Raw genomic sequence first — 12,983 nt, forward strand, 5'->3', positions numbered from 1 at the left:
GCTTCGCTGCGATTTGTTCAGCGCGCTTTTTTCACTGCGCTCGCGCCGCCTGGAAGTGCGCGGCTAGCGCCGCCCACGCTGCACGAACGCGACGAAAATAATCACGACGCCCTGCACCGCCGCGTTCAGATACACGCTGATGATGCTGGTCAGGTTCAGGATGTTCGCGATCACCGACAGCAGGATCGCGCCGATCACGGTGCCGATCACGCGTCCCTCGCCGCCCTTGAGCGCGGTGCCGCCGACCACCACCGACGCAATCGCTTCGAGCTCCCACAACAGGCCCGTGGTCGGCGTGGCGGAGCCGAGGCGCGGCACGTAGAGCACGGTGGCCACGCCCACGCAAATCCCCAGCAGCACATAAGTGACGATCTTCACCGTATCGACGCGAATCGCCGCATAACGCGCGACCTGTTCGTTCGAACCGATCGCCTGCACGTGCCGGCCGAACGCGGTGCGATTGAGGATCAGCGCGCCGCCGGCCGCGACCACGAGAAACACCCAGATCGGCACCGGCACGCCGAACAGGCTCGCGTAGTAGACGGGACCGTAGAGGTCCGATAGCGAATCATTGAGCGTCAGCGCGCCGCCATCGGCGAGCCATGTCAGCACCGCGCGAAAAATCCCGAGCGTGCCCAGGGTGACGATGAACGGCTCGATGCGCCCTTTGGTGATCAACAGCCCATGCGCGCAGCCGAACAGCGCGCCGAGCACGAACGCCGCGACGATGCCGATCGTCACGATCACGAGCGGCGGCAACGCATGACCGGCGGCGCCCGCCGCGAGCCCGTTCATCAGCCAGATCATGATGCCCGCGATCAGCGCGGCCATCGAGCCGACCGACAGATCGATGCCGCCCGAGATGATCACGAAGGTCATGCCGACCGCGATGATGCCGATGAACGACGTGCGCGTGAGCACGTTCATCAGGTTGTCGAGCGTCGCGAAGTCGCGATTGAGCAGCGTGCCGACGATGCACAGCACGATCAGCCCGGCGAGCGGCCCGAGCGTGTAGAGCCGCTGCGCGACGCGCAGCGCGCGCCGTGATTGCACGGCTTCAGTGGGTGCCGGTCGCATGAGCGATCAACTCCTCTTCAGTCAGATGCTCGAGCGTCAGCGTCGCTTGCAGATGTCCCGCGCGCATGACGGCGACGCGATGGCACAAGCCGATCAGCTCGACCAGTTCGGATGAAATGACGATCACCGCGCGGCCCTGCGCGGCGAGACGATGAATCAGGAAGTAGATGTCGCGCTTCGCGCCGACGTCGACGCCGCGCGTCGGCTCGTCGAGCACGATCACGTTCGGGTCGGGCTGCAGGAACTTCGCGAGCGCGAGCTTCTGCTGGTTGCCGCCCGACAGCATGCGCGCGCGGCTCGACAGGTCGCCGGTACGAATGCCGAATTCGCCGACGGCCTTCTGCAAGGCCGCGCGCCCCGCTTTGATGTCGAGCAGCGGATGCGCGTAGCGTTCGAGCGTCATCAGCGTGACGTTGTCCTGCAGGCTCAGGTCGACGTGCAGACCCTTGCCCTTACGGTCCTCGCTCAGATACGTGAGACCGTGGCGCATCGCGTCGCGCGGGTTCTTCAGATCGACTGCCCGGCCGGCGATTTCAATCGTGCCGCCCGTGCGTTTGCGCAAGCCGATGATCGCCTCGAACGCCTCGGTGCGGCCCGCGCCGACGAGGCCCGCGAAGCCGAGCACTTCGCCCGCGCGCACCTCGAAGCTCAGATCCTCGACCCAGTCGGGCACCGTCAGGCCGTTCACACGCAACGCGATCGGCGTGTCGGCGGGCACCGTCTGCTTGTCGGGGAACATGTCGGACACGTCGCGCCCGACCATCAGGTTCGCCATCTGCTGACGCGCGAGCCCCGCGGTTTCACCGCGCGCGACGAAGCGGCCATCGCGCATCACGATCACTTCGTCGGTGATGCGCTCCACTTCATCGAGCTTGTGCGAGATGTAGACGATCGTCACGCCATCGGCCTTGAGCTTCAGCATCAGCGCGAAGAGCCGTTCGGTCTCGGCGGGCGTCAGCGTCGCGGTCGGCTCGTCCATGATCAGGAGACGCGCGCGGCGCGACAGCGCCTTCGCGATCTCGACCATCTGCTTTTCCGCGACGATCAGCTCGCGCACCTTCGTGTCCGGCGCGCGCTCGAGCCCGACCTGCGCAAGATAGCGCGCGGCGTCGCTGCGCATCGCGGCATCGTCGACTAACCAGCCGCGGCGCTTCTCGTGACCGAGGTACATGTTCTGCGCGATCGTCAGATGCTCGGCGAGGTTGAACTCCTGGTGGATCAGCACGATGCCCTGCGCCTCGGCGTCGCGTGAGCCGGCGAAGCGCTGCGCGTGGCCGTCGACCAGTACGCTGCCTGAGGTTGCCGTTTCATAGCCGGCGAGGATTTTCATCAGCGTCGACTTGCCCGCGCCGTTCTCGCCGAGCAGACCGTAGATGCGGCCGGGTGCGAGTTCGAAGCTCACGCCGTGCAGCACGCGCACGGGCCCGAAGTCCTTGCGGATGTCGTCGAAACGGATCGCGAGGCTCATGGCTCACGCACTCCCGCGGATCACGAGGCGATGCGGCAGCAGCACGCCCGGCACGTTGGCCTGCGGATTCGCGAGGCGTTGCAGCAGCAGACGCGCGGCGGTCTCGCCAAGCTCGCGCATCGGCTGCGCGATCGTCGTGAGCGGCGGATCGATCTGCGCGGCGAGCGAGATGTCGTCGAAGCCGGCCACGGCGACGTCGTCGGGCACGCGCTTGCCGACGCTGCGCAAGCCGTGGATCACGCCGATCGCGAGCGTGTCCGACACCGCGAAGATCGCGCTCGGCGCATCGGGCTGCCGCATCAACGCAGCCGCGGCCGACGCACCCGCCTCGTAATCGAGGCTGTTCAGATTCATGCGCCAGCGCGGGTCGGGCGCGATGCCCGCGTCGCTCAAGGCGTCGAGGTAGCCCTGCTGACGCTGGCGCGCATACAGATAGTCGACGTCGGAATTGATCAAGCCGATGCGCCGGTGGCCGCGCGTGAGCAGGTGGCGCACGGCGTCGCCGGCCGCGCGGTAGTTGTCGATGCCGACGTAGGGCACGCCCATCTGCGGATCGAACTCGCAGCACGCGACCCACGGCAGCGCCTGCGACGCTTCGCCGAGCGCCTGCTGGATCGTCGCCGGATCGAGGCAGATCGCGCCGTCCGCGCGGCGCCGCCGCAGCATGTCGAAGTAGCTGCGCTCACGCCCCGGGTCCGCGCCGGTGTCGCATAGCAGCATGAAATAGCCGTGCTGACGCGCGACGCTGTCGATACCGCGCACGATCTCCGCGTAAAACGGATTGCCGAAGTCCGGCACCATCGTCAGCAGCAGGCGGCTTTCGGCGGTGCGCAGATTGCGCGCAAGTTCGTTGACGCGGTAGCCGCTCGCGTCGATCGCGGCGAGCACCCTGTCGCGGGTAGCGGTCCGCACGTTCTCGTGGCCGTTCAGCACGCGCGACACCGTCGCGACTGACACGCCCGCCTGCTCGGCCACGCCGGCGATCGACGGCCTGTCGGCCGCGCGCGGCGAGCGCCTCTGCGGCTGAGGTTGCGGTCGACTGCTCGCGCCGGACACCACGGCCGGCGACGATCGGGACGGCGTTCGGGACACACGACCTCGCAGCAAAAATGTAATCGATTACATTTTGTGGCGATGGTGATGCGAATCGCAAGGACGGATCGCTAGGGATTAACACGGGGGCCGCCCGGCCTGGCGCTTGCCCGCGAGCGGCCGGCGCGAGTCCGCCATTTGGTACAATCCCGCAGTTCCCCTGACGCGGCTTGCGATGCGAATACCTTGCTCCGAAGCCGCGGCCGCCGGCAATCCGCCGGGGCCGGGTCAGGACAAAAGTCTGCGGCCGCCGCCCGCTCGCCAAACCAAAACCGCCGAATCCACCATGAACATCGAGCAAGCGCGTTTCAACATGATCGAACAGCAGATCCGCCCCTGGGAAGTGCTCGACCAGGACGTGCTGAATCTGCTGTCGATCGTCAAACGTGAGAATTTCGTCCCCGCCGCTTACCGCGACCTGGCTTTTGCGGACTTCGAAGTGCCGCTGCCGGCCGGCCAGCACATGCTGGCGCCGCGCATCGAGGCGCGCGTGCTGCAGGAACTTGCGGTGAAGAAGCACGAAAGCGTGCTGGAAATCGGCGCGGGCTCGGGTTACATGGCGGCGCTGCTCGCGCATCGCGCGCAACACGTGTTGACCGTCGACATCGAACCGGAACTGACCGAGTTCGCGAAGAGCAACCTGATCGCCAACGGCGTGCTGAACGTCGAAGTCGCGACCGGCGACGCCGCGCGCGGCTGGACCGGCGCGGCACCGTACGACGTGATCTGCGTGTCGGGCGGTCTGCCGGTGCTGCCGCAGGAAATCCTCGAACAGCTGAAGGTCGGCGGCCGTCTCGCGGCGTTCGTCGGCAGCGCGCCGGTGATGAAGGCGCAAATCATCACGCGCATCGACGAGAAGCAATACCGCATCTCCGACGTGTTCGAAACCTATGTCGAGCCGCTCGCCAACGCGGTGCAGCCGGCGCGGTTCAGGTTCTAAGCGGCTCTTTTTCGCTGCGCCTGGCGCTGTATTGTTGATCTGGACGGGCGGCGAGCAAGCCGCCGTCCCACGAACTGGATGTCTCGCTGATGCAAAACCTGACCGCTCCCGCACTCGCCGAATGGCTCGCCGATACCTCGCGCCCCGCACCCGTGCTGCTCGACGTACGCGAGCCGTGGGAACTGCAAACGGCGTCGATCGCCGGCATCGTGTCGATTCCGATGCGCGAGATTCCCGCGCGCAGCGAAGAACTCGATGACGACGCGCAGATCGTCTGCATCTGCCATCACGGTGCGCGCAGCGCGCAGGTCGCGATGTTCCTCGAATCGCGCGGACACACCAACGTGTTCAATCTGCAAGGCGGGATCGACGCGTGGTCGCGTCAGGTCGATCCGTCGGTTCCGACTTACTGAGATTCGGCGCGAAGGTAGCGCGTTGAAGCGGCGCAAGGGCTGACGGTCCTTGCGCCGCTTTTCGTTGGCGCTACGCCAGAAATGGTGGCGAACACCCCGCAAGATCGACGGCTTGTGGGGTGTTTTGTTTTTTGTGAGCGAACGTTCAGCCCATCATTGAGCAGGGACTAACGGTTGTTCGTGGACGTCCCTGCCGACCGATGACTATTGCGCACGCTGGCAAAAGCAAGCGGAAATTTTGGGCCGTCGCCCATATACGGACAAGCGATCGCGCGGTGATTATCTGATCGCTGCCGATCCGGGCAGCGCCTTCAAATAGATCGTCGGCACGCCTATGTCCCTGTCAGTATTTGAGATGCACTCGTTGGAAATGTTCTGCCATAGGCCTCTGGGTGCATGTTATGTGATCTGTGACGAGTGGCACTACAAGGCGTGCCTGCGCAAGGCAGCGGACGCCGAGAAGGCCAAAGTAGATACGCGGGAATTTCTCGGTATTGCCGAACTGAACTGTCGCGACTGGGGGGAGGACCGGAAGCTGGTCGAGCGCATCATGAAGCATCGCTGGCTGTGGTTTCATAATGTGCGGGACCGGAACCCCGAGACAGATGGCTGGTGGGTTATCAGTGCGCTTCTCGACGAGGTGCGCAGGGGCTCCCTGCTTGCCATTAAGGGGCGTCGTACCGACCTGTTTTCGCAGTCACACGTCACGCCAATCAGGACTCTCGCGGCGAGGGCAGTCGATCTCACGAACGGCGGACCCATGTTGGTCGGCCCGTATCATCCGGCCACACGGCAAACGGGGTTGACAACCGCACGCGCAGCAATGCATGTCGGTAGCAGCGACGTGGGCGCCCTGCTCGAAGCGGCTGTCGACATGGTCGGTGCGCCGGCCGCTGAGAGTGACGCGGATAGCGCAAATGGCAGCGGCCTGGCCAATGATGGGCTCACCTTAACGCTGCTCGGCGATGCAGAGCCGTTCGAGTATAGGCAGGACGCGGTGAGTGGTGACGCCGCGTATCTGGCCGGTATTGGCAGTCGCGGCGACATGTATGCATGCGACATCATTTCAGCAGAGTGCAAAGGGTCCGTGTTGCGTGAGTTTCCTGGCCAATACCTAAACTCAACACTGGACGATATTCGGAGCGATGCGCAGGACGGGGTAAAAGATGCCCGCAAGGCGCTCAAGCTACTCAACGACGGAAGATTCAAGAAATAGGACGACAGCCATGCCTCATCCACTGTATGACCTGCTCGACAAGCTTGACGATGCCAAAATTCACTATTCCTTAAGCCGACAACGACTGGGTAGCGTGCTTCTTTCCATCACCGTGGTCGGCCAGCGCGTCGAAATTGATGTATTCGGCGATGGGCATATGGAAGTGTCTCGTTTTATTGGCCACGAAGACATCGAGGGTGGGGCGGAATTGATCGACTCAATCATTGCTCTTGGCTAAGCTCGCGCGGCCATCGTGCGTCGTGTAATACATCCCCTTCGCGCTCGCGAGCACCCGCGGCGCGTTCGCTCATGTCGAGCCTCCTTGTTCCGCATCAGTGGCCATCCAGAGTAGGCAGAGCGCACGACATGCACAAAGACGCGGCGTACCGATGCCGCCGATGCACCGCCCATGCACCGCCGATGCCCAGCGCGCGCCAGCGGCGCTTCGCTGGCGGCGAAGTGCGCGTCGTCGCGGCGCGACACGCACCCGAACGAGGCGCGGCGCGCGCGACTGCACCACTTTCGCGCCGCGGCATCGATGCCCCGACGCGCCGCACTCGCGCCGATAGCCGCGCCGCAACGGGCATCGCACGCGCATCGCACCGAATGTGTCACATGGCATGTGCCTTGCAGTAGACGATTGGCTAGTCGTGCGAGCTCAGCCAGGCTGGCTGAAATCGACGCTCATAAACAGGGACCATCAATGACAAGGGGAAAGCACATGAAACGTCGCAGTCTGTTGAAGTTCGGCTCCATGTCCGGCGCGCTCGCGCTCGCGGGCCGCGTGCCGTTCGCGCACGCGCAGTCCGATAGCGGCCCGATCAAGGTGGGCATCCTGCATTCGCTGTCCGGCACGATGGCGATCTCCGAAACGTCGCTGAAAGACACCGCGTTGATGACGATCGCCGACATCAACAAGAACGGCGGTGTGATGGGCCGTCAGATCCAGCCGGTGGTCGTCGACCCCGCGTCGAACTGGCCGCTGTTCGCCGAGAAGGCGCGCCAGCTTCTGACGCAGGACAAGTGCGCGGTCGTGTTCGGCTGCTGGACCTCGGTGTCGCGCAAGTCGGTGCTGCCGGTGTTCGAGGAGCTGAACGGCCTGCTGTTCTATCCGGTGCAGTACGAAGGCGAGGAAATGTCGCGCAACGTGTTCTATACGGGCGCCGCGCCGAACCAGCAGGCGATTCCCGCGACCGAATACCTGATGAGCGCCGAAGGCGGCGGCGCGAAGCGCTTCTTCCTGCTCGGCACCGACTACGTGTATCCGCGCACGACCAACAAGATCCTGCGCGCGTTCCTCAAATCGAAGGGCGTGAAGGAAGCCGACATTCAGGAGGTCTATACACCGTTCGGTCACAGCGACTATCAGACCATCGTCGCGAACATCAAGACCTTTTCGCAAGGCGGCAAGACCGCGGTGATTTCGACCGTGAACGGCGATTCGAACGTGCCGTTCTACAAGGAGCTCGGCAACCAGGGGCTGAAGGCGTCGGATGTGCCGGTCGTCGCGTTCTCGGTCGGCGAAGAGGAGCTGCGCGGCATCGATACGAAGCCGCTCGTCGGCAATCTCGCGGCCTGGAACTACTTCATGTCGTTGCGCAATCCGACCAACGAGAAGTTCAAGAAGCAATGGGCCACGTGGGTCAAGGACAACAGCCTGCCGGGCGGCACGAAGCGCGTGACCAACGATCCGATGGAAGCGACCTTCGTCGGCATGCATATGTGGAAGCAGGCGGTCGAGAAAGCAAAGAGCACCGAGGTCGACAAGGTCCGCGTCGCGATGGTCGGCCAGACTTTCGCCGCACCGTCGGGCTTCACGCTGGAGATGGACGGCAACCACCATCTGCACAAGCCGGTGATGATCGGCGAGGTACGCGCGGATGGCCAGTTCAACGTCGTGTGGCACACCAAGGGACCGATTCGCGCGCAACCGTGGAGCCCGTTCATCGCCGGCAATGCTGGCAAGCCGGATGTGGTCAGCTCGATTCCGGCGTTCCTGCGGCGCTCGCGCGTCGCATGACGTGTCGGCGTGAGCCTCGTTGCGGCTCGCGGCGGCGGTGTGGCGCGCGGGTCACCGCGCGGGTAGCGCCGCTCCGGTCGCGACGCGCGACCTGCGTGCCGACGCGCGCGCGGCTCGCGCGTGACCCAGACGCCCTGCGCTTCGCGCCGCCGCCGCGCGTTCGCTGTGTCGCGCGGCGTGACCGCGCACGCCAATGCGCGGCAACGTCCCGCTGAAGCGGCGGCGACGTCTGACGCGACGCCCTCGCGCTCTCGGGCGGCTCATCGATTCAACCCAGTGCAAAAGGCCATCATGGCGTTTTCATTTCCGACTTCCGTACGACGACGCGGCGCGACGCTCCTGCTGCCGCTCGCGGTCCTTCTCGCCGCCGCGCCGGGCGCCGCATTCGCGCTGACCCAGGCCGACGTCGCGCCGCTCGCGGGCGACGACTTCGAGGCCAAGTCCGCCGCGATCGACAAGCTGATCTCGACGCACGATGCCGCGTCGCTCGCGGTGCTCAAGGCGCTCGCCGACGACAACGCGCTCGCCACCGACGCAGGCGCGGTACTGCTGCAGGACGGCGACGCCACCCGCGATGCCGTCACCGGCCAGCCCGTCGCCACGAGCGACGCGCAACCGGTCACGCTGAACAACCTGCTGCGCTCGAAAGTGGCGGGCGCGCTGTCGGGTCTGCAACTCGCCTCGCCCGATCGGGCGACACGCGCAGCCGCCGTCGATGCGCTGCTGCAAAACCCCGATCCGTCGATCAAGCCACTCGTCGACGCGGCGCGCGCCAAAGAAACCGATCCCGTGCTGAAGAAACGTCTCGACACGCTGTGGGCGATGAGCGCATTGCACGACCCGGATCCGGCCAGGCGCCTCGAAGCGGTGCAACTGGTCGCCGCGCGCCACGACCTCGAAATGAATGAACTGCTGCGCCCGCTGGTCGCGAAGAAAGCCGACGGCACGTTTGCCGAAGCCGACGAACGCGTGCGCGCGGCCGCGCAAAGCGGCATCGATGAGCTCGATGCGATCCAGCGCCGCAGCCAGATCGCGGGCACGCTGTTCGCGGGGCTGTCGCTCGGCAGCGTGCTGCTGCTCGCCGCGCTCGGCCTCGCCATCACATATGGCCTGATCGGCGTGATCAACATGGCGCACGGCGAATTCCTGATGATCGGCGCGTACGCGACCTATGTCGTGCAGAACCTCGTTCAGCGTTTCGCGCCTAACGCGTTCGACTGGTATCCACTACTCGCAATACCGGCCGCGTTCGTCGCGGCGGCGCTGGTCGGCATCGTGCTCGAACGGCTCGTGCTGAAGCACCTGTACGGCCGCCCGCTCGAAACGCTGCTCACCACCTTCGGCGTGAGCCTGATCCTGATTCAGGCCACCCGCATGCTGTTCGGCGCGCAGAACGTCCAGGTCGTCAATCCGTCGTGGATGAGCGGCGGCGTCACCGTGCTGCCGAATCTGATCCTGCCGTACAACCGGCTCGCGATTCTCGCGTTCTCGATGATCGTCGTCGCGATCGCGTGGGCCGTGCTCACGCGCACGCGGCTGGGTCTGTTCGTGCGCGCGGTCACGCAGAACCGTCGCATGGCCGCGTGCGTCGGCGTGAAGACCGCGCGCGTCGATTCGTATGCGTTCGCGTTCGGCGCGGGCATCGCGGGGCTCGGCGGCTGCGCGCTGTCGCAGATCGGCAATGTCGGGCCGGACCTCGGCCAGAGCTACATCATCGATTCGTTCATGGCGGTCGTGCTCGGCGGCGTCGGCCAGCTCGCGGGCACCGTGCTCGGCGGCTTCGGGCTGGGACTCGTCAGCAAGGCGATCGAACCGTTCTGGGGCGCGGTGCTCGCGAAGATCGCGGTGCTCGTGCTGATCGTGCTGTTCATCCAGAAGCGTCCGCAGGGCATGTTCGCCTTGAAGGGCCGTAGCGCGGAGGCATGAGATGACATCGGCTACTTCATCGGCAGACCCCGCTTCCGCTTCGTCGTCGCGCGCCGGTGCCGCTGGCGCTGGCGGCGCGCGCGAGTCCAACACCGGCTTCGCGCTCGGCCTGCCACCGCGGCCCGCGCTGTTGTCGCGTCGCGCGTGGCTCGCGCTGATCGCGCTGATCATCGTGTTCGGCCTCGGCGTGCCGTTCGCCGCGCTGGTGATTCCGGAGACGAGCGCCTTGCATCTGTCCGCGTATGCGATGACGCTGACCGGCAAGTTCATGTGCTATGCGATCGCCGCGCTCGCACTCGATCTGGTGTGGGGCTACTGCGGCATCCTGAGTTTGGGTCACGCTTTGTTCTTCGCGCTCGGCGGCTACGCGATCGGCATGTACCTGATGCGCGCGATCGGCCACGATGGCAAGTACGGCAGCGATCTGCCCGACTTCATGGTGTTTCTCGACTGGCACCAGTTGCCGTGGTACTGGCAGGGCACGCAACACCTCGGCTACGCGCTCTTGCTCGTCGTGCTGGTACCCGCCGTGGTCGCGTGGGTGTTCGGCTTCTTCACGTTCCGCTCGCGCGTGAAGGGTGTCTATCTGTCGATCATCACGCAGGCCATGACCTTTGCCGCGATGCTGCTGTTCTTTCGCAACGAGACGGGCTTCGGCGGCAATAACGGCTTTACCGACTTCAAGCGCATCGGCGGTTTTCCGATCACGCATCAGGGCACGCGCGCCGCCTTGCTGCTCATTACGTTCGCCGTGCTGATCGCCGCGTTCATCGGCGCGCGCGCGATCGTCACGTCGAAGCTCGGCCGCGTGGTGACCGCGGTGCGCGACGGCGAAACGCGGCTGATGTTCCTCGGCTACAGCCCGCTCGCGTACAAGCTGTTCGTGTGGACCGTGTCGGCGGTGCTGTGCGGCATTGCGGGCGCATTGTACGTGCCGCAGGTCGGCATCATCAATCCGGGCGAGATGTCGCCGGGCAACTCGATCGAAATGGCGATCTGGGTGGCGGTCGGCGGACGCGGCACGCTGATCGGCCCCATCATCGGCGCGTTCGCCGTGAACGGTGCGAAGAGCTTCTTCACGGCGAACTTCCCCGAATACTGGCTGTTCTTTCTCGGCCTGATCTTCGTGCTGGTGCCGCTGCTGCTGCCGAACGGCATCATGGGGCTCGCCGATCTGCTGACGCGTAAAAGGAACCGCTGATGAACGAAAACCCGATGGTTCCCGATCTGGCTTTACCCGAAGCACCACCGGAACGCTCGCTGAGCGGCGTCGCGAGCATGGGACACGCGGTCGTGCCCGGCGAGATCGACGTATCGCACGGCACGATCCTCTACCTCGAAGACGTGACGGTCAGCTTCGACGGCTTTCGCGCGCTGAACGCGCTGTCGCTCGCGATCGACGCGGGCGAACTGCGCTGCATCATCGGCCCGAACGGCGCGGGCAAGACGACGATGATGGACGTGATCACGGGCAAGACCGCGCCCGATCACGGCAAGGTGTTTCTCGGCCAGTCGATCGATCTCACGCGCATGAACGAACCGGCGATCGCGCGCGCCGGCATCGGCCGCAAGTTCCAGAAGCCGACCGTGTTCGAGCAGCATCCGGTGTGGGAAAACCTCGAACTCGCGATGAAGACCGACAAGGGCTGGTGGGCGTCGCTGCGCGCGCGGCTCGATGGCGACGCGCAGGCCCGCATCGAGGAAACGCTCGCGCTGATCGGGCTGGAAAGCGAAGCGCGAAGGCTCGCCGGCGAGCTATCGCACGGCCAGAAGCAGCGCCTCGAAATCGGCATGCTGCTGATGCAGCGACCGGCGCTGCTGCTGCTCGACGAACCGGCGGCCGGCATGACCGATGACGAAACGATGCAACTCGCCGAATTGCTCAACCACCTGCGCGGCACCTGCTCGATGATGGTCGTCGAGCACGACATGGAGTTCGTCGCGGCGCTCGCGGGCGACACAGGCAAGGTGACGGTGATGGCCGAAGGCCGCGTGCTCGCGCACGGCACGCTCGACGAAGTCAAGCGCGACGAGACGGTGATCGAGTCTTATCTAGGCCGCTGATTGCTGCTGGAAGCGGCACCGCATCGTCAACCCGACAGGACGACTGAACAATGCTCGAAGTAGACCGACTGAACCAATACTACGGCGGCAGCCATATTCTGCGCGACGTGAAGCTCACGGTGCCCGACGGCAAGCTGACGGTGCTGCTCGGGCGCAACGGCGTCGGCAAGACCACGCTGCTGCGCTGCCTGATGGGCGTCGTGCCCGCGAAAAGCGGCGCGATCGCATGGCGCGGCGAACAGTTGATGAAACTGCCGACCCATGCCCGCGTCGCTCAGGGGCTCGCCTACGTGCCGCAGGGCCGCGATATCTTTCCGCGCCTCACCGTCGAGGAAAATCTGCTGGTGGGCGCCGCGAGCAGAAAGGCGCCGAAGACAATCCCCGAGCGCATCTACGAGCTTTTCCCGGTACTGAAGGACATGCGCAACCGGCGCGGCGGCGATCTCTCCGGCGGTCAGCAGCAACAGCTCGCGATCGGCCGCGCGCTGATGAGCGAGCCGCAACTGCTGATCCTCGATGAGCCGACCGAGGGCATCCAGCCGTCGATCATTCAGGACATCGGCCGCACGCTGCGGCAGCTCGTCGAGGACATGGGCATGACGGTGCTGCTGGTCGAGCAGTACTACGACTTCGCCAAAGCGATCGCCGATCGTTACTGGGTGATGAGTCGCGGCGAGATCGTCGCGGGCGGCGAGGGGGCGAACATGGATGCGGATGGGGTAAGGGGGTTGATTGCCGTGTAAGCGAGCTCAAGTAATCCGCCGCGC

General features: G+C 65.3%; 12 protein-coding genes. 9 read left to right on the forward strand and 3 right to left on the reverse strand.

Annotation, left to right across the window (positions count from 1 at the left end; genetic code table 11):
• Positions 1–63: 63 nt before the first annotated feature.
• Genes OKW30_RS14680 through OKW30_RS14690 form a run of 3 tightly spaced genes read right to left on the reverse strand, consistent with a single transcriptional unit; the run spans position 64 to position 3,637 of the window.
• Positions 64–1,077, reverse strand: coding sequence for an ABC transporter permease (locus OKW30_RS14680; protein WP_184045512.1), 1,014 nt, complete (start codon positions 1,075–1,077; stop codon positions 64–66).
• Complete coding sequence (locus OKW30_RS14685; protein ID WP_184065246.1) at positions 1,058–2,545, reverse strand: sugar ABC transporter ATP-binding protein; 1,488 nt, start codon at positions 2,543–2,545, stop codon at positions 1,058–1,060. Before OKW30_RS14685 ends, OKW30_RS14680 begins: the two co-directional genes overlap by 20 nt.
• A 3-nt stretch (positions 2,546–2,548) precedes the next feature.
• Positions 2,549–3,637, reverse strand: a complete 1,089-nt coding sequence (locus OKW30_RS14690; protein WP_429346981.1) for a LacI family DNA-binding transcriptional regulator — start codon at positions 3,635–3,637, stop codon at positions 2,549–2,551.
• A gap of 286 nt (positions 3,638–3,923) precedes the next feature.
• Here OKW30_RS14690 and OKW30_RS14695 point away from each other — a divergent pair, with 286 nt between their 5' ends.
• From OKW30_RS14695 to urtE, 9 genes are all read left to right on the forward strand, one after another.
• Complete coding sequence (locus OKW30_RS14695; RefSeq protein ID WP_429346982.1) at positions 3,924–4,577, forward strand: protein-L-isoaspartate O-methyltransferase family protein; 654 nt, start codon at positions 3,924–3,926, stop codon at positions 4,575–4,577.
• Between the two features lie 89 nt (positions 4,578–4,666).
• Positions 4,667–4,990 carry a rhodanese-like domain-containing protein gene (locus OKW30_RS14700; RefSeq protein ID WP_018419659.1) on the forward strand — a complete coding sequence of 108 codons (324 nt, stop codon included), beginning with the start codon at positions 4,667–4,669 and terminating at the stop codon, positions 4,988–4,990.
• Positions 4,991–5,324: 334 nt separating this feature from the next.
• A complete protein-coding gene (locus OKW30_RS14705) occupies positions 5,325–6,206 on the forward strand; it encodes a hypothetical protein (RefSeq protein ID WP_184065237.1) in 882 nt (293 codons plus the stop codon).
• Positions 6,207–6,216: 10 nt separating this feature from the next.
• A complete protein-coding gene (locus tag OKW30_RS14710; RefSeq protein ID WP_184020941.1) occupies positions 6,217–6,444 on the forward strand; it encodes a hypothetical protein in 228 nt (75 codons plus the stop codon).
• 483 nt (positions 6,445–6,927) lie between these two features.
• On the forward strand, positions 6,928–8,226 hold the full coding sequence (gene urtA / locus OKW30_RS14715; protein WP_184065234.1) for an urea ABC transporter substrate-binding protein: 1,299 nt from the start codon (positions 6,928–6,930) through the stop codon (positions 8,224–8,226).
• Positions 8,227–8,517: 291 nt separating this feature from the next.
• Positions 8,518–10,152 carry an urea ABC transporter permease subunit UrtB gene (gene urtB, locus OKW30_RS14720; protein WP_429347757.1) on the forward strand — a complete coding sequence of 545 codons (1,635 nt, stop codon included), beginning with the start codon at positions 8,518–8,520 and terminating at the stop codon, positions 10,150–10,152.
• A gap of 1 nt (position 10,153) precedes the next feature.
• Positions 10,154–11,353 carry an urea ABC transporter permease subunit UrtC gene (gene urtC, locus OKW30_RS14725; protein WP_429346983.1) on the forward strand — a complete coding sequence of 400 codons (1,200 nt, stop codon included), beginning with the start codon at positions 10,154–10,156 and terminating at the stop codon, positions 11,351–11,353.
• Positions 11,353–12,216 (forward strand): urea ABC transporter ATP-binding protein UrtD, encoded by an 864-nt coding sequence (gene urtD / locus OKW30_RS14730; protein ID WP_184065225.1) that lies wholly within the window; start codon positions 11,353–11,355, stop codon positions 12,214–12,216. The genes urtC and urtD overlap by 1 nt, the downstream gene beginning before the upstream one ends.
• A gap of 50 nt (positions 12,217–12,266) precedes the next feature.
• On the forward strand, positions 12,267–12,959 hold the full coding sequence (urtE, locus tag OKW30_RS14735) for an urea ABC transporter ATP-binding subunit UrtE (protein WP_184065223.1): 693 nt from the start codon (positions 12,267–12,269) through the stop codon (positions 12,957–12,959).
• Positions 12,960–12,983 lie beyond the last annotated feature (24 nt).

This window comes from Paraburkholderia sp. Clong3 (assembly GCF_050436485.1).
In the GTDB taxonomy this organism is placed as follows: Bacteria; Pseudomonadota; Gammaproteobacteria; order Burkholderiales; family Burkholderiaceae; genus Paraburkholderia; species Paraburkholderia tuberum.

Excerpts from the sequence above, each read along its gene's own strand:
- urtC (WP_429346983.1), top strand. The coding sequence starts at position 10,154 with ATGACATCGGCTACTTCATCGGCAGACCCCGCTTCCGCTTCGTCGTCG.
- urtB (WP_429347757.1), top strand. The coding sequence starts at position 8,518 with ATGGCGTTTTCATTTCCGACTTCCGTACGACGACGCGGCGCGACGCTC.
- OKW30_RS14680 (WP_184045512.1), bottom strand. The coding sequence starts at position 1,077 with ATGCGACCGGCACCCACTGAAGCCGTGCAATCACGGCGCGCGCTGCGC.
- OKW30_RS14700 (WP_018419659.1), top strand. The coding sequence starts at position 4,667 with ATGCAAAACCTGACCGCTCCCGCACTCGCCGAATGGCTCGCCGATACC.
- urtE (WP_184065223.1), top strand. The coding sequence starts at position 12,267 with ATGCTCGAAGTAGACCGACTGAACCAATACTACGGCGGCAGCCATATT.
- OKW30_RS14705 (WP_184065237.1), top strand. The coding sequence starts at position 5,325 with ATGTCCCTGTCAGTATTTGAGATGCACTCGTTGGAAATGTTCTGCCAT.
- urtD (WP_184065225.1), top strand. The coding sequence starts at position 11,353 with ATGAACGAAAACCCGATGGTTCCCGATCTGGCTTTACCCGAAGCACCA.
- OKW30_RS14710 (WP_184020941.1), top strand. The coding sequence starts at position 6,217 with ATGCCTCATCCACTGTATGACCTGCTCGACAAGCTTGACGATGCCAAA.
- OKW30_RS14685 (WP_184065246.1), bottom strand. The coding sequence starts at position 2,545 with ATGAGCCTCGCGATCCGTTTCGACGACATCCGCAAGGACTTCGGGCCC.
- urtA (WP_184065234.1), top strand. The coding sequence starts at position 6,928 with ATGAAACGTCGCAGTCTGTTGAAGTTCGGCTCCATGTCCGGCGCGCTC.
- OKW30_RS14695 (WP_429346982.1), top strand. The coding sequence starts at position 3,924 with ATGAACATCGAGCAAGCGCGTTTCAACATGATCGAACAGCAGATCCGC.